The 16,864-nt window shown below is 45.9% G+C and carries 18 protein-coding genes; 13 read left to right on the forward strand and 5 right to left on the reverse strand.

What is annotated here, in order from left to right:
* The first annotated feature begins 285 nt into the window (after positions 1-285).
* Positions 286-612 (forward strand): MTH1187 family thiamine-binding protein, encoded by a 327-nt coding sequence (locus tag ASD24_RS29630; protein WP_056704065.1) that lies wholly within the window; start codon positions 286-288, stop codon positions 610-612.
* A 155-nt stretch (positions 613-767) separates the two neighbouring features.
* Here ASD24_RS29630 and ASD24_RS29635 read toward each other — a convergent pair whose 3' ends face one another.
* The gene (locus ASD24_RS29635; RefSeq protein WP_056704068.1) at positions 768-1,892 is read right to left on the reverse strand and encodes an LpqN/LpqT family lipoprotein; all 1,125 of its coding nucleotides are present in this window, start codon (positions 1,890-1,892) and stop codon (positions 768-770) included.
* Between the two features lie 14 nt (positions 1,893-1,906).
* Positions 1,907-2,338, reverse strand: coding sequence for a helix-turn-helix domain-containing protein (locus ASD24_RS29640; protein WP_056704071.1), 432 nt, complete (start codon positions 2,336-2,338; stop codon positions 1,907-1,909).
* Between the two features lie 422 nt (positions 2,339-2,760).
* Here ASD24_RS29640 and ASD24_RS30840 point away from each other — a divergent pair, with 422 nt between their 5' ends.
* From ASD24_RS30840 to ASD24_RS29665, 7 genes are all read left to right on the forward strand, one after another.
* Positions 2,761-2,862 (forward strand): dihydroorotate dehydrogenase, encoded by a 102-nt coding sequence (locus ASD24_RS30840; RefSeq protein ID WP_200956226.1) that lies wholly within the window; start codon positions 2,761-2,763, stop codon positions 2,860-2,862.
* Positions 2,863-2,908: 46 nt separating this feature from the next.
* Positions 2,909-3,016: a sporulation protein YjcZ gene (locus ASD24_RS30845; protein ID WP_200956228.1), complete on the forward strand. Its 108-nt coding sequence runs from the start codon at positions 2,909-2,911 to the stop codon at positions 3,014-3,016.
* Between the two features lie 364 nt (positions 3,017-3,380).
* Complete coding sequence (locus tag ASD24_RS31275) at positions 3,381-3,506, forward strand: YjcZ family sporulation protein (RefSeq protein WP_222125999.1); 126 nt, start codon at positions 3,381-3,383, stop codon at positions 3,504-3,506.
* Positions 3,507-3,792: 286 nt separating this feature from the next.
* On the forward strand, positions 3,793-4,110 hold the full coding sequence (locus ASD24_RS29650) for a hypothetical protein (protein ID WP_056704077.1): 318 nt from the start codon (positions 3,793-3,795) through the stop codon (positions 4,108-4,110).
* 703 nt (positions 4,111-4,813) lie between these two features.
* Positions 4,814-5,410: an RNA polymerase sigma factor gene (locus ASD24_RS29655; protein WP_056704079.1), complete on the forward strand. Its 597-nt coding sequence runs from the start codon at positions 4,814-4,816 to the stop codon at positions 5,408-5,410.
* Positions 5,407-6,390 (forward strand): anti-sigma factor, encoded by a 984-nt coding sequence (locus ASD24_RS29660; RefSeq protein ID WP_056704082.1) that lies wholly within the window; start codon positions 5,407-5,409, stop codon positions 6,388-6,390. Before ASD24_RS29655 ends, ASD24_RS29660 begins: the two co-directional genes overlap by 4 nt.
* A gap of 238 nt (positions 6,391-6,628) precedes the next feature.
* Positions 6,629-8,155, forward strand: a complete 1,527-nt coding sequence (locus ASD24_RS29665; RefSeq protein WP_056704083.1) for an HD domain-containing phosphohydrolase — start codon at positions 6,629-6,631, stop codon at positions 8,153-8,155.
* Here ASD24_RS29665 and ASD24_RS29670 read toward each other — a convergent pair whose 3' ends face one another.
* A complete protein-coding gene (locus ASD24_RS29670; RefSeq protein ID WP_056704087.1) occupies positions 8,156-8,809 on the reverse strand; it encodes a phosphatase PAP2 family protein in 654 nt (217 codons plus the stop codon).
* Positions 8,810-9,051: 242 nt separating this feature from the next.
* Here ASD24_RS29670 and ASD24_RS29675 point away from each other — a divergent pair, with 242 nt between their 5' ends.
* The 4 genes from ASD24_RS29675 to ASD24_RS29690 all read left to right on the forward strand — a co-directional run bounded on the left by ASD24_RS29675 (position 9,052) and on the right by ASD24_RS29690 (position 13,053).
* Entirely contained in the window at positions 9,052-10,467 is a 1,416-nt protein-coding gene (locus ASD24_RS29675) for an ATP-binding protein (protein ID WP_056704091.1), read from the forward strand.
* Between the two features lie 91 nt (positions 10,468-10,558).
* Positions 10,559-11,833 carry an MFS transporter gene (locus ASD24_RS29680; protein WP_056704094.1) on the forward strand — a complete coding sequence of 425 codons (1,275 nt, stop codon included), beginning with the start codon at positions 10,559-10,561 and terminating at the stop codon, positions 11,831-11,833.
* Between the two features lie 95 nt (positions 11,834-11,928).
* Entirely contained in the window at positions 11,929-12,606 is a 678-nt protein-coding gene (locus ASD24_RS29685) for an oxidoreductase (RefSeq protein WP_156395595.1), read from the forward strand.
* A 72-nt stretch (positions 12,607-12,678) separates the two neighbouring features.
* Complete coding sequence (locus tag ASD24_RS29690) at positions 12,679-13,053, forward strand: RidA family protein (protein WP_056704100.1); 375 nt, start codon at positions 12,679-12,681, stop codon at positions 13,051-13,053.
* Between the two features lie 181 nt (positions 13,054-13,234).
* On the opposite strand, the gene ASD24_RS29695 is transcribed toward ASD24_RS29690, so the two are convergent.
* Positions 13,235-13,993, reverse strand: a complete 759-nt coding sequence (locus tag ASD24_RS29695) for a tryptophan-rich sensory protein (RefSeq protein ID WP_056704102.1) — start codon at positions 13,991-13,993, stop codon at positions 13,235-13,237.
* 254 nt (positions 13,994-14,247) lie between these two features.
* On the opposite strand from ASD24_RS29695, the gene ASD24_RS29700 reads away from it, so the two are divergent.
* Positions 14,248-15,237 carry an arsenic resistance protein gene (locus tag ASD24_RS29700; RefSeq protein ID WP_200956231.1) on the forward strand — a complete coding sequence of 330 codons (990 nt, stop codon included), beginning with the start codon at positions 14,248-14,250 and terminating at the stop codon, positions 15,235-15,237.
* A 4-nt stretch (positions 15,238-15,241) separates the two neighbouring features.
* On the opposite strand, the gene ASD24_RS29705 is transcribed toward ASD24_RS29700, so the two are convergent.
* A complete protein-coding gene (locus ASD24_RS29705; RefSeq protein ID WP_056704109.1) occupies positions 15,242-16,864 on the reverse strand; it encodes a response regulator transcription factor in 1,623 nt (540 codons plus the stop codon).

The raw sequence follows: 16,864 nt of genomic DNA on the forward strand, positions 1-16,864 counted from the left end.
GAAGATTTGAAGATTCTTCAAAAAAAATTTTCACCGAAATCGAATGACGTGAACACGTCAGTTTGAATTATTACGTATTCAACTGGTAGAATAAAATTAGTCAAAAATGAATCAATTTCATAAACCCTTTAGCGGCTTCAATCCAGGCTAGATGTAGATCAAAACGAATCAATTTATCTACGGCTAGTTATACCTACTCCATTTTAGTGAGTTATGAAATTGATTCCAATAGACTAAATTCAGCGGCAACGGTTGTTCACGAATGCCCAGAGGAGGCGAAGCAGCATGGCCATAGCAGAGGTAACAGTGATTCCAATTGGAACAGGCACGACAAGTCTGAGCAGTTATGTCGCAGACATGCAGAAGGTGTTGGAACATCAGCGGGGCATTACATATCAACTCACCTCAATGAGCACCATTATCGAAGGGCCGCTTAACGAAGTCTTCACAGCGATTGCAGCTCTGCACGAAGCTCCGTTTCTATCAGGCGCCCAGCGCGTCTCCACTTCCGTCAAGATTGATGATCGTCGTGATAAGCCAGATGCCTCAAGCATACAGAAGTTGCAGTCGGTGAATGACAAGCTTGCCTCTATGCCTCAGCGCCCGAATTAATTAGATAACAGGCTTAGCCCGTAATAATGAACCTGTACATGCTCACCTATATGAACTTTTTCGTAACCAAGTTCTCCTAGAGAAAAAAGAAAGTTTTCTAATAAAAATGAATACCCCAACCCTTAGGGTTGGGGTATTCAAAATACATCATGTATTTAATCTGCTACTACCAAAGACGCACCAATGAGAGTGGAATTGGTAAAACCGCCACCAACATTCTGGAACGAGTAGTTTGTAATAGGCAACCCGATGACTGTAGCAAAATCCCCATCAAGCAAATCTCCAGTTGTTGCAGGGTACAATGCTGTAATGTAGTTCCCATTATCATCCATCACGAGAACGATAGAGAACGTGGAACCAAGAGAATTATCTTCTTCGACTTGAACGACCTGCCCACTAACTTTCACAAACTTTTCGAAATAGTTGGCTACATTTTTATTCAGATGTCGAGTCGTTACGTTTGAGTCTACGAGACCTTTTACATTTTTGCGAAGTTCTGCAGTACTTGCAGGAAATAGATCACTATGTTTTGCGAAGAAATCATAAGAAGTTTGATCTAATACACCTGTATCAGATGTGACATATGGCGTTAAGCTATTGAAAAAATCGGCAACAGCAACTCCAGCAGCGTTAGCATTAGGCGTTTGATCCAGAGTAGCAGAAATGCTTAAGGAGTCGATGATTTGATTCACTTCATCTTGGTCGTAGGAATCCTTGGCGTAAGTTAACGTCATGCTATACAGATCCGTAGTGGACGGAATCATATATTGAACAAGAACCACTTCTGTACCGGTATTATTTGTATATGTTCCCTCTAGAACACCTGCATTATATTCTTTGTAAGGTTTGTTTGTGTAGTTGGTCTTTTTATACTCAGAGATACCGATCGCGGAACCATTCTGCAGATAATAGTTAGCCGTGTTATTGGCGAATTCTTCAGGATCAACTGAACCGGATGCACTGGCTTCAATGGTAAAATTAATATTATCTGCGAATTCTGTTGATGATGATTGATCCGAGAACGCAGCTTTTATTGCTGGTGCATTCCATTGGCTAGTATCTACACTTTTCCAGTTTTCTGGGTATGAGAAGGAGAAACCTTCCCCATTATATGTAGCGAACTTAGCAGCTTCAGCAGAGACCGTTTCAACAGGGGCAGTTTCAGTTGCAGCAGTTGTCTCTGGAGTTGTAGTTGTAGTATCAGCTGTCTTTGGTGTTTCTGAATTACCGCATGCACTAAGCAATGCAGCTAATGCTAAAATTGATATAAGCTTTTTCATGTATCTAACTTCTCCTAGTGTGTTCCCCATCGGATGGGATTTTTTCTAATGTCCTCTTGTGTTTGATCTTGCTTTAGTTCTAATCCTTCATAATTGTGTGTGATAAATTCAAAAAAATGTTTAGTCTCATTCTTGAGTTGATCTGGTGCGTTGAGAAACTCTTTTAAAAAGACACCATAGACAGGATGACTCATATAAAAGGAAAACTTCGCGTTTAATTCCCTTGCTGAGCTTTTCAACGGTTCTGAGTTTAGACCGATAAGATAATCGGCACTTGTCTCCAAGACTGTCACCAAGCGAGACAAAGCATCAGGATCTGGCTTCCTATGGTTAGTTTCATACCGGGACAATTGAACTATAGTGAGCTGTGTTTTCTCTGATAAATCCTTTTGAGATAGCCCCTTAAGTTCCCTTAAATGTTTGATGCGTTCACCCAGGGTTGACATAGACTCTCCTTCCTATGTAATAGCAAAATAATAACATTACTAAATAATTGAGAAAGTAAAATTACCAAAAAGGTAATTTTAGCACTATTTATAAAAAATATCCTCACAAAAATACCGTTAAGGTAACGTTGGTGAAAGTGAAATAAATAAGAAACCATGAGGGCGACTTATTCTTGTGGTGGAATAATGACTGGGAATCAGGGAATAAGTCTGTGGAACCAAGTGTTGCTGGTATGTGCACTATTGAGTTTAACAAGACTCCAATACATACGTGCTTGGGGTCTCACAAGTCTAGAAGGCATGGAGGGGTGCGGGACTTTAGATAATCCCATGGGGATCAGCCCAATTTTACCTAGAGCCCGGTCTGGAGAGGCACTGCTGCATATAGTGAACTGTACCTCAAATCGAAGGAGGGGTTTTACATGAGTGGAGTTGTAGGTGGATACGGCGGCTGGACATCGACTGGCGCGATTCTGGTTTTGTTCATTCTGTTGGTTATCATCACTAAGGCGTTCCTCGTTTAAAACATTTCCATGATCTGAATATTCTAAACATAAGGGAGGGTTCTCAATGAGCGAAGTAGTTGGAGGCGTAGGATACGGCGGCTGGACATCCACTGGTGCGATCTTGGTTTTGTTCATTCTCCTCGTAATCATCACTAAATCCTTCTGGTTATAATGATGAAGAGCTCTACCGGGTAACCGGTGGAGTTTTTATAGTGGACAAGCTTCGGTAGGTGACTTGATACATAAAACGAATATGACCAAACAAAGTGCCCATTTTGTCAAAAACAAGGCTTTCGCCCGGTCCAGAGGTAGGCTAAATACATAGCTTAGGGGTGTAGGCAAATGCTAAGGAGGAATGAACGATGAGCGAAGTAAAACCAAACTCACCGAACGGACAGGGACACGTATATGGACAAATGGGAGGTCATGAGCATATGTACGGACAATACACAGGTCATGAAGCATATGGTTATGGATGTGGCGTACCTATGGGATATGGATATGGTTATGGTCATCAACCTAATCAAGCACCCGTAATGCAAGGATATCATCACGGCTATGGTACTCCTTGTAAGCATGGTGGCGGAAGCTGGGGTTCAATGGGAACAATACTTGTATTGTTCATTCTGCTTGTCATCATCTCCAAAACGATGTTTATCTAATTGACGAATAGAAAGCTTCTTATAGAGAGGGAATAAAGTGTAAATGAAATAATGCGGGTGCCGAGTAGATCGGCGCCTTTTTTCTTTTGCTCTTATGTCCGTAGACATGTTGTAATCCAACCTGCATTTTAATCTGCATTATGTTCAGCCTCTAGGAGAAGAGCTTCTGCTCGTTGGAGCACGCAGCCGCTATTATGGGCAGGATCGCTATGATCTGAATGGCAAAATTGTTGACCGAGAGGGTCAATTACAGCATGAACTGCTGCTGGGAGATGGGATCGAACGAGTGCAGACAAGTATCGAAGGGAACATATGGACAAGTTACTTTGATGAAGGGGTATTTGGAAATTTCGGGTGGACTGAGCTTGTCGGTGCTCCTGGATTAATCGCGTGGAATAGACAGGGCGAGCAGATCTATGTGAACACCAAGGCAGATATTGCAGATTGTTATGCACTTAATGTGCTGTCCGATCAGGAGGTGTGGTTCTATTATTACACGGACTTCCAGTTAGGACGGATCACAGATCCGTATGACCAGCCTCAGGTATCGTTAGTTGAGACAGGCTGTCTGGTTCTCATGTCGTTGCTACGAATGGAACATTAGTGTTGTTTCAAAGCGGATGAACTGAATGTACTGGATGGAAGAAAGGATCAGTTACTGTTCAAGGAACGTAGCCATCTGTACATGGTCTAATTGGATGAGTTACCTAGCGTATAAGATCGGTAAAGTTGCCACGGGCATAGGATGATCTGAATATGAATGGACATGGAAAAACACCCGGAACCCAATTCCGGGTGCTTTGTGTGTGTATGTTTTCAATCTTCTCAAGAATAAGTGACTTCCAAAACAACAAAAGCCCTACCTCTCTTTTGTCCTTGCGGCTCCGATGACCGCGCCAGTGTGAATGGGAAAATCTTGTGAAACTCTGTTATACCGGGTCATGTGATGCAGGTTCTTCAATCTCCATAGGTTAGTGAACAATTCGCTGCGGTCGCAGCATGAAGAAAATATTCCGGGGTTAAAAGAAGACAGAAAATCATTTGAGGTTTAAAACCAACTCTTAGAGTATACCACACTCTGTAATTTTTTGCAAGATAAAGGAAAGAGAGCTTGTTCCACAGCCATTGTGCCGTGTAAATATGATGATCTGAATAGACGTGGTTAGAGTGGAGTAGAGTCGCAGATTATATCATGATGTATGGAAATAATTCAGAAAATTTCATGTTTTCTCTTCAAAGGTGTAATCCTCTTCAAATGTTTCAACGTAGGTTATAATATGGGGGAGCATAATGAAAGGAGCCCTCGGATGACAGAATCGATGGATGACAGCAGATTAATGCGTCAGATTGCAGAGCGAGATGCTTCAGCGCTGGAACTTTTATATGACCGCTACGAGCGGGCTGTATATTCCTTTGCTTATCGGATCGTGGGTGATCCCATGACGGCAGAGGAAACGGTTCAAGAGCTGTTCTTGCGTGTCTGGAATAACGCTGAACGATACGAGGCCTCACAGGGGAAGCTGACCACATGGATGTTTGCGATCACACGCAACATCGCAGTGGACATGCTGAGGCGTAAGTCCAAAGGGGCAGCCACAACGACGGTGGAGCAAGAAACACTGACGGCGTATGCCGATGAATATACGAATACAGAAGCAGAAGTAGAACGTAAATGGGAAGGCACTCGAATTAAGGAGGCGCTATCTCAGTTGAATGGTGATCAGCAACAGGTGATCGAATCGATCTACTATGCCGGGTTAACGCAACAGGAGGTATCCAGCAGATTCGGGATTCCGCTAGGTACAGTGAAGAGCCGTGTCAGGCTTGCGATGAGACAGTTACAGAAGCTGCTCGCCGATGCTGAATTGCATTCAGACACGGGAAGGGAGGGCATACATCCATGATAGAACGACATGAGGAGTGGTCTGATCTGGCACCGATGTATGTGCTAGGTGGGCTGGAAGCAGAGGAAGTGGAGGCATTCGAAGCACACTTGAAGGAATGTGATGCTTGCCGCCAAGAGGTGAAAGAATTGCAGGAAGTAACGGGCTTCCTGCCACTAGCGGCGGAACCTGTGGCACCGCCGCCAGGCATGAGAGCACGTGTGCTAAGCAACGTGCTCGGACAATCGCAGGAGGGAGCCGAGGCGAAGCCGGCCACCGCTCCTGCGCAGCCTGAAGCACCTGCTGTGCTTCAGGCAGATCTTGCGCCGCTCCGCGGAGAGGCGGCGCAGCCCGAGCCAGGCCTGCCGCCGGTAACGGCGGTGCCTGCGGCTCGGGCGGAAGAGGCTGCACAGGCACAGCCGTTGCAGCCTGGAGGGCGCGCGCGTCCGCGCGGCAGCCGCGCATGGCGCGTGGCGAGCGCTGGCCTTGCGGCGGCGGCGCTGGTGCTGGCGATCTACGCAGCACAGCTGCAGAGCCAGCTCAGCTTGCTGACGCAGCAAGCTGCCGGGTCAGCAACAGCGCAAGCGCAGCTCGCCGAGGCGCAGGCGCAGAATGCGCAGCTGCAAGAGCAGCTAGCGTCAGCGTTAGCGCCTGCCCAAGGCATGCAGACAGGCGAAGCCGTCAAGCTTAGCCCTGCAACGCAGGACATTGTAGCGCAAGGTCTCGCAACGATTGTCATCGACAATAAGGGCACTCATCTCGTCGTGCAAGCGGAGAACTTGCCTGCGCTGGAGGGGAAAGAGGCATTTCAGGTATGGTTGATCAAGGGGGATACCCCGCAGAATGCCGGAACGTTCCTAAGTCGCGATGGCACTGGAGCCGTGTATTACACCTTAGAATCGGTGAATGATTATGATACCGTAGCGATTACCCTAGAGCCGGATGCACAGGGTGATCAGCCGCGAGGTACGATGATTTTAGCCGCCAAAATAAAAGGATAACGCTCCCTCTATATGAACCAAAGGCTGCTTCTCAGGAAGCAGTCTTTTTGATGTGCATAGGCTCTGATCCTTCAAATTGTGATTATGAAAATATTGTAATATTGCCTCGCCTTAGATTGTATTAAAATCATTAAGTTTTTGGACTCAAATAACCGATAATATCCTAAGAGCTATATCCTTAATCTGCCTTAGGTTTATCGAGGTAGAGTGGGTTGCACAGAGAGAGTGAGGGGTTTGGGTGAAAGTTTACCGTTCCTTTATCTTACGTTTGCTGCGAAATTACCTCATCGGTTCATTAGGGGCTGTTTTTGTTGTGGGTACTGTCGTTATGGTATCTACCTTGCAAATACCAAATATTCAATTTTTACGCTTACTAGCGATTGTATTGATTTCGCTTGTGTTTATGCTGAGTGCGGAATGGGTCGCCTTTCGTGTGCAGCTTATGCCGATCCGGCGTTTTTTTGTAACAACAGAGCGCCATTCGAAGACGCAAATGGACAGCATGTATGAGAAAATTCATCGTTTTCCAGGACGAACTATCTACCGAATCATGATCCCACATCTATTAGGGTTCTCACTGCCAGCTGCGGGATTAACACTATGGATGCTTGATAGGGGTTGGGTGGAGTTTCCCACCTTTTATGTTTCGCTGGCAGCAGCATGCGCCATTTTGATTGCAGTGATGCATGCGCTGATCGAATACTTCCTTACGGTTCGAGCGGTAAGGCCGCTGCTGCTGGAAATTCGCCGCCAAGGTAAGCAGCAGTTTGGGATCGAGCCCTCACTTGATGGGCGTGTGCTTGTGTCGATTCAGCGTAAGTTCCAGCTTAGTACAGCACTGATCGGGCTATTTCCCTTGTTTTTGTTTTTCCTGGCAACGTTTATTCGGTTACAGTACATGGATCCCGAATTTGCCAAAGAGTATATCGTATGGGCGGTACTCGTTGTTGTGTTAGGGGCAGGCTTTGCGCTTGTGGGTAGCTGGCTGCTCATCCGCGATGTACGGGATCCTGTTGCTGATTTAACGAAAGAGATGAACCGAATTCAGGAAGGTGATCTGGGGAGACGAGCCCCGGATTTATATGCAGATGAATTTTCTGCACTAATATCTGGATTTAACATGATGATTAACCGGCTGGAGATGAGGCAGGAGCGTAATAGACAGCTGCTTCAGAGCTATTTCTCGACGCTAGCCGCTGCTTTGGATGCACGGGATAAGTATACGGCCGGTCATTCCATGCGGGTCGCAGAATACTCGCTTCTTATTGGCAAGCTCAGTGGCATGAATGAAGAGCAGGCTGACTTATTGTACAAATCCGCATTGCTGCATGACATCGGGAAGATTGGCATACCTGATGAAGTTCTGTTGAAGGATGGCAAACTTAGTGATGAGGAGTTCGCAATTATTAAAACTCACCCTGTGTTGGGTGAAAATATATTGCTGCAGATCGAGCCGGTCGATGCTATGGCAGACTTCTTACCTGGCGTCAGATCCCACCATGAACGGTATGATGGAAGAGGTTATCCAGACGGTAAGGCGGGACTAGATATTCCCCTCTTTGGCCGCATTATCGCCGTAGCGGATGCATTTGATGCGATGACCTCGGATCGTCCCTATCGGAATGGGATGAGCCATGAGAAGGCATTAATGATTCTAGAAGAAGGAAAAGGATCCCAGTGGGATCCCTATTTCGCAGGTTTGTTTATTGACGAGTGGAGACGGCAACAGCATCTTCAGAAACCGTCGGAGCAGGGGATCAGTTGATCAGTTGATCCCTTGAGTCCACTTCGACTCTTTTCTGCGGCGGCGGTGGAGAGCTAGGCCAGTTATAATTGTGAAAACGCATTCTCCGAGAATGACTGCACCCAGTGCGTCATAGATGACATGTTGTTTGATCAACAGTGTGGATACGATAATGAGAGCAGCTCCACCAGCCACCCATCGTTTGATGGATTTACGGATACTCGGAACCGAGAGTACAGCGCGCATGACCAGATAGGAATGAAGGGCGTGAATGCTTGGGAAACAATTATATGGACGATCCTGGCTGTAGAGCCATCCAAGAATAGATGTACCGAGACCTGTACCGGTTAGCTCCGGGCGCGGCACCATGGTCTGAAAGTTAAAGTAAATGAGATAACAGATCCAGACACAAATGTTCATGGACAACAAGACGCGGTAATACATGAGTCGATCTTTGGCACATAGATACGCCAATACTCCGAATACAAACGGATACCAGCCCAGATAAGGAATGGACATCGCTGGCATGAAGGGAATCATGCGGTCGATCGGGGAGCTCAGTATGACGAATCCGCGTTCTGGACTATTCAGAATATCATAGAACATTCCCATGACAGCCAAGGACAGCATTAAACTTAGCGACAGCCAGTAGGATTTACTTTTTAAGATTTGCACAGCAGGCTTTCTCCTTTCATTCATGTTCGGGCACGAACATGATCACACAATGTAACTAGTTCAAATTTAAACAACAATATATTCTACTACGTCCAGGCCACAAATTGAATCCTGATTTGTGTATATTTGTGTATTCTTTTGACGAATAAGAAATGCGGAAGCGGAAGTGGGCATGATATGATAGAGGTACATACGGACAGGCGGCGCTAAAGCCAGTAAAGTCGGACAACAGGAGTGAGCGAATGCAATTTTCAAAAATGTTCGTATTGAATATGGGGATGCTGATTACGATTGCATATCTCGCTAGTGTGTTCTATAAATATATCGTAATACGTACCTCTTCTCGGGTGAAACAGATCAGTTCGGTGTTTCTTCTCATTTTTGCAGGTTGGATCAGTACGGTTTTTGGATTCCAGCTCACGGAGGAAGTCATCTTTGATCTCCGATACGTTCCTCTAATTGTTGCCGTTCTGACTTATAGGCAACCCTATAGCGTAATCCTCATTGGTGTGGGGATCGGATTATCGAGGCTAACGTTTGGCATTACAGATGCGACGTTGGCCGCCGTCATTAATATGTCGATGCTGGGTGTGATTTGCGCAGGTCTAAATATATGGATGAGGCGCAGCAACTACAGGCTGATTATTAAAGGCATTCTCGTCACACTTATCGTGAATGTGGTCAACAGTATCAATATCGCGATTGTGGGCGTTATTCCAGCGCCATACTTTTTCTCACACATCATGCCTTATACACTTCCTACAGGTATCATGCTAAGTCTTATTTTTGCCTTCATCCTACGTGACTTCCAGAATGAACAGAATCGCATTTTACTTATACAGAGTACGAACCGATTGTTGTCTGTGCAAAAGGAAGAATTGCAGAAAGCGCAGATTGTGCTAGAGGATCGAGCCAAACAATTGATGATCGCCTCGCAATACAAGTCTGAATTTCTCGCCAATATGTCTCATGAATTGCGTACCCCATTGAACAGTGTCATTAACTTTGCCCAGATGATCAGCGAGAACGCGGATACGATGGATCAGGAGGATATCGTACGTTTTGCCACGATGATTGATCATTCTGGTCAAGAGTTATTAACGTTAATCAACGATATATTGGATCTATCCAAAGTAGAGGCGGGCAGGCTCGACATCGTTTTGGAGGATATCAGTATCGCCCAATTGACTGAGGATGTCATGAGTCACTTTCAATTGGTCGCGGAGAAAAAAGGCGTCGAACTTATACTGGAGCGCAAAAAAGGTGTACCTGAGACCTTATGGTCAGATCCCCAGCGTGTGCAGCAGATCTTGCGAAACCTGATGTCGAATGCCATCAAATTCACCCCTCAGGGCAAGGTACAGTTGACGGTGAGTACTGAACAATCGAACAAGCTCTCAAGACCAGGTCGCTGGCTCGTATTCGCTGTCAAAGATACAGGGATCGGCATCTCAGAAGATCAATTTGAGTCTATATTTGAAGCATTTCAACAAGCGGATGGCTCCATTAGTCGTAAATTTGGCGGTACGGGATTGGGTCTGTCCATCAGCCGAGATTTGGCACGTTTGTTGGATGGAAACATCCAGTTGGAGAGTGTGGAAGGCAAGGGAAGTACATTCCGGTTATACCTTCCGCTAAATCGTGAAAAAATGGGTTGACAATGATTGGACTGTGAGTAGAATTTGGGGTGACAACTAGCATTGGCCGGCGATAGAAGCCTGGTCTAAGGAGTGTATCCCCATACAGAAGATGGTCAAAGTAAACCCTCCCTCGTTTGCAAGCAAACTACGGCGTAAGGGTTCGAAACAACGTACCAATTTAGCAATTGCAACGTGGGAGGGCGTACCCGCAATTATTTTACAGACTTTGCTGGGTGGCCCATTTTTAACGGGATTTCTGCTGTACCTTGGAGCCGGGTCAAGACAAATTGGTTTTGTGCTCGCAATTACGACGTTTGTAAACATTGCACAGATTGGTGCAGCCTATTGGATGCAGCGCATTCGCAGTCGAAAGCGTATGCTTCTGTTGTTCGTTGGGGCGCACCGTATCCTGTGGAGTGCGACAGGGCTTATCCCATTTCTTTTCCCGCAGGAATGGTGGGTATCTATTTTTATCGGGATGTACACTGTAGCGTTTATTGCCAATACAATCGGCGGTATGATCTGGACATCGCTTATTGGAGACATTGTGCCAGCCAAGGTCAGAGGGCGTTATTTCGGGATACGAAACACGATTCTGAATGCTCTTGGAAGCGTATGCTTATTTGTTGGAGGTATTGTTCTGGATCGTTTTCCAGGCGGGACGGGTTTCCTCATTTTGTTCATTCCCGTATGGATCTGTGCGATTGCGAATACCGTCATTTATTTCTTTTATCCAGATGTGCCCTTTGAGCGTTCTACGGAAAAAGTATTTTGGCGTATGTTCAAGAAGCCATTTCAAGATCAGTCGTTCTTAAAGGCAACACTCTTCTTGGCGGCTTGGTTGCTCATTCAAACGCTAATTGTTCCACTATATTCTTATGTCATGCTTGATTTGCTTAATGTAAACTATCAGACCGTGTCTATCATTACCGTAGTACAGACCTTGGTTATGATGATGGGATTCTACCTCTGGGGTAACCTCAATGCTAGATTCAGCAACAAAACGTTGTTGTTCTGGACGTTGCCGATCATAGCACTCTCCTGTTTATCATGGGGATTGATGTCGTTTATGCCAGTTTTGGTAGCACTATTTTGCTCTCATATCTTTCTTGGCATTGGTGTGGGAGGCTTCAACCAGCTTGCCTTTAACTTCACCATTGGAGATACACCCAAAAGCGAACGTCCGATGTTTGTGGCGGTATATTCGGCATTAACCGGGGTAACTTCCTTTCTTGGGCCATTAATTGGGGGCTCGCTATATGAGAAAATGGAGAAGTGGCCTGAACCGATGACATGGTTCTCGACCTATGGCTTTCAGATGGGTGTAGGTGCAGCGATGTTAATTTTAACGTTTACCCTGGGTCGTCGGGTTTTATTGCGATAAGAGTGATCGGAAGATTGTTCTGTTATTAGAGTCGCCTGTGTAATGTCCTTTAGTTCATTTTAATATACAGAAGGGGAGGGATGATTATGGAGCATATCGAAAAGAAGGCAGTGGTGATCGGAGCTACCGGTCTTGTCGGCGGTCTATTAGTAGATCGTTTGCTTAAGCATTCATCCTACCGTGAGATTCATGTATTTGTCAGGCGTCCATTGACGCTAGAGCATCCCAAACTGAAGCAACACATCGTAGACTGGGATCAACTTCATGAGGTTGCTCATTGGTTCATAGGTGTAACGGATCTGTATTGTTGCCTTGGAACAACGATCAAGAAAGCTGGCAGTCAGGAAAATTTCCGCAAAGTGGATTATGACTATGTTGTAGAAGCAGGAAAACTTGCAAAGCAGCACGGTGTTTCTCAGATGCTGGTGATCTCGTCAATGGGTGCGAATGCGGATTCGCGCGTGTTCTACAGCCGAACCAAAGGGGAAATGGAGGGTGCCTTAACTGCCCTTGGCTTCAATTCATTGCAAATCTTCCGCCCCTCTCTCATTCTAGGAGATCGGAATGAGACTAGAATTGGCGAGCAGTTGGGTGCTTACGCGATGAAGCTGCTGGATCGGTGGATGACAGGCAAGGCTGCTAAATATCGAGCGATCCCTGCTGCAACCATTGCCCAGGCGATGATCAATATTGCACTTGTGGGAACAAGAGGTCATCATGTTTATTCCAATGAAGTTATTCATGTGCTTGGAACAGAAGCTTCCGTGGTATAATAAGCATCACAAATGAGTTCATCGCTTGCTCCCTAAGGTGGCATGAGTACGAACATAAAGGAGAGTTAATCCATGAAAAAACCAATTTCTACGGATCAGGCGCCAGGCGCTATTGGTCCATACAGCCAAGCTGTCGATGCAGGTGAATTTATCTACACGTCCGGTCAACTGGGGCTGAACCCGCAAACGGGAGAGTTCGGCGCAGATGTACAAGAGCAGACTCGTCTTTCCCTAAGCAATGTGAAGGCGATCCTCGAAGCGGCTGGTACCACAATGGATAACGTTGTGAAAACAACCGTATTCCTGAAAGACATGAACGATTTCGTTCCTGTGAATGAAGTGTATAGCACATTCTTCACACAGCCATATCCAGCACGTAGTGCAGTTGAGGTTGCTCGTCTGCCAAAGGATGCACTTGTTGAGATCGAAGTTATTGCCCGCAAATAGGACAAGCTAAATCATACAACAATATCAATATAGAAATACATAAAAAGCCGATTCTCTGGTCTTGATCAACCAGGGAGTCGGCTTTTTGAGGATTACGATTTACTGCACAATGATATGCTTAAAGGAACCAAGCTTGCGTAATGATGATTGGAATAGCTCATCTTCGTGGTAAGTATATATGTTAATCCCGATCCTGATTACGGGCGAAGAAGAGCCATACCGCGTAAAGGGCAATCACGATCGCCAAGGTAATCGCTGTATAATAGACGGAAGTGACGTCTTTTTGCTTCAATGCGATGGCAATGTATGCCCACGTGAAGACGAGTGGATATACGCTATCGCGATAAGGGAAACTCACGAGGACTGCGAGCACAAGACCTACAATGAGCATAATAATCGTCCAAGTTGGTTCGCTGATGCCGAAGCCATCCCAACCGATTTTGTATAATAACACCGCAACGTTGATAATGGTGGCTACACTCACCCATCCAAGATAGATGCTAAATGGCAGCTTTACAAGCCACATCTCGGCAGTTGTCGGTAGAGTGATGGCACGTGTTTTGAGGTATAACACAATCAGAGATAATAAGAGCAATACGATAATCAGTAGAGCGAGACCTGTCTGTAGGTTCTGAAAAGCAAAGATCCACGCCACGTTAAAGGCACAGCTGGCCAGAAACCAATATCCGAGCCGAGTGATCGAATCTCGTTTCCAGGATGCAGGGACAAACTGGTAAATGACGAAGCCAGCGAGCAAGAGGTAGATCAGTCCCCAGATGGCGAACGCGTATCCCGCAGGGGTTAGTAGGACAGGGTACATATCCGACACTTCTTTGTTGGTTCGGCCGCCAATAGGCAGCGCATTCGAGAGGTAGTTCACAATGATAACAGCGATAAAACCAATAGCGTTTAACCACTTGTACGGATTATTACGTGACATGGTATTTCCTCCTTGGTTTAACAGAAATGAATGAACCACGGGTCAGTCTACAATGAATATACCCAGTTCTCCCACATTTTAATAAGGAGCATGCAAAAAAAAATATCCAAGACATCATGTGATTCTAGAAAAAGTCACACATGGAGACACATTTAATCCCAGTCTGTCCCAATGTACGCAAGTTGAATCCATAATATGTCCGATATAACGGACTTCTTGTACATTTATCTATAAAGAACATTAGAGCTCTGCAAATGATAGAGCTGATCGGGGGAAGAAGATTGTTTACAAGAGAAGTGATGGAGAAACAACAGACCTGGTTTTATGTAGCTGCTCTGCTTGTGGGGGCAGGTATTGGGCTGGGTATGCCTGATTGGGGATCGGCTCTGGTGTATACCGTTTCACCTGTGCTCGCATGTTTGTTATATACCATGTTTGTACAGATTCCTTTTCTACAGCTTAGAGCATCGATATCGAATCTTCGGTTTATAGGATCATTGCTAGTTGCTAACTTTGTTGTCGTTCCTGTCGTTGTATGGCTGCTTATCCTCGTATTCCCGCAGACGTCTGCTGTTTCGTTAGGGGTCTATCTGGTGTTACTAACTCCGTGTATTGACTATGTTATTGTATTCACTCAGCTTGGGAGAGGCAATGAGAAACTCATGCTTGCTTCCACCCCTATGCTGTTCGTGGTGCAGATGATCATGTTACCGGTGTATCTATGGTTGTTCATGGGTACAGAGGCGGCGCGGATCATGCAGCTTGGCCCTTTTGCCGAGGCATTTCTATTCCTGATTGTCATCCCGCTGTTTCTGGCGATCTGTACGCAGGTCGGTTCTAAAGGCAGACCCAAGGGCGAGGCGGTATTAAATGCCACCGCTTGGCTACCCGTCCCATTGATGGCTCTTGCGCTGATTGTCGTGGTTGCTTCTCAGATCGGTCAGGTGTATGAGGAGTGGGCTGTTATGGTTAACGTTCTTCCTATATACATCGCTTTTATGATCGTAATGCCGCTATTCTCCCGGATAATTGCACGTATCTTCCGACTTGATGTGGGCGCGGGCAGGGCACTGATCTTCAGCGCCTCTACACGCAATTCACTGGTTGTACTTCCTTTGGCACTCGCGCTGCCAGCAGAATGGGCTGCCATAACGGCTGCTGTAATTGTCACGCAGACGATTGTTGAGCTGGCGGGAGAGTTGATCTATATTCGTGTGGTGCCTACCGTGTTATTAAAGGATTAGGTCGTTATTGATCTAGAGATTTTCGATAATCTCCAGGTGTCAGTCCTTCCATTTTCTTAAATACTTTGCTGAAATATTTCTCGTCTTGGAACCCAACCATCTCAGAGATTTTGGCAATGCGCAGGGAAGGATTTTGAAGAAGTAATTTGGCATTATTAATCCGCAGCTTCCCAAGATATTCCGACCAGTTCAGACCGAACTGCTGTTTGAATTTACGAGAGATATATTCACGACTGAGATAGAAACGGGCAGAGATCTGTTGTAGGGACAAGTCCTCCTGATAATGAGCATCCATATAACGAGCAATCTCTTTCATCGGGTCATGGCTTGTATGGTGCTGTGCTGCCAGGGCTTTCCCAGCAGCGATAAGTCGCTGTTCTAACAGAGAGCGAAGGAGCGGAAGAGACAACTTTCCTTCACGATCAAATGGCAGCTCAGCAAAAGGTAAGAATTGCTCATCCAGCTTGTCCTCTTCCTCTGTGGAAGATATACTTGCCGTGTCGTCAAGCCAACGCCCCAGCATCCATTCCATCTCTTGAACCCACTGGAGAACCTGCTCTGGTGTAACCGTATCAAGCCTGGTAAGTGGATCGATCCACTCGGCTACGGCTGCAGATACATTAGATTCACGCCCACTTATCGCTGCTAATCGCAAGGGCTCTTCCATTGTGGATAACCGAAGACCTTTAGCTGCTATGGACGAGTCTAATGAAGCATGGAATTTATGCTTAGTCTGTAACGCATTTCGTCGCCAAAGCCGCTGGCTCGCTTCCTGATACGTATTGGGAATGCCAGATGGGAATACCTCACAAGAAGCAATACCATAGTGAAGACGACGCTGAATCGTCTGTTCCAGTCCAGTATTCACACGTTCCAGCACTGCCTGCATAGAGGCTGGCGAACCCCAGTGCAGCAATACAACTTGGTCTGGCTGATCTAGGTGGCGGAACACGACCCCTTCATTAGGAGTGGATAACATCTCTGCACAGATATTGAGTACGGAGAAAACGAGCAGATCAGGCTGGCTGCGATATTTCGCCTGACAACCAGCATCGAGTTGAGATAGACTCGTGACGGCGATGTTGCATGTATTTACGAGCAGGGAGATGTTCAGCTCATTACGAATTCTCTCCATTTGAGTAGTAATGTTGCCACGCCCAACGACTAATTCCGTAAGCAAGCGGTCATGATAATGCGGGCGCATCGTATTCATGACCATGGATTGTTGCATCGTCTGCACACGAAGGGTCTCATCTTCCTGCCAAGCTTTAATCGCTTTTAACAAGGATGCATTAAGTTCCTCCGTTTCGACCGGTTTTAATAGATAATCCATCCCACCATAACGAATGGCATGCCTAACAAGCTGAAAATCATCGTACCCACTGATAACTAACACTTTGCTATGTGGGGTATGGACAGAGATCCACTCCAGTAACTCCATGCCGTCTTTGCCTGGCATACGCATATCGCTCAGTATAATTTGCGGCTCATGTTCAGTGATGATGTCAATCGCTTCGTGGCCATCCGCTGCTTCCAATAACGTGTCTACTCCCATAACTTCCCACTGCCCCAGTAGCTTAATTGCGTCGCGGACGTGTTTTTCATCATCGACAATTAGTACTTTCAT

Source organism: Paenibacillus sp. Root52, assembly GCF_001426865.1.
Classification (GTDB): domain Bacteria; phylum Bacillota; class Bacilli; order Paenibacillales; family Paenibacillaceae; genus Paenibacillus.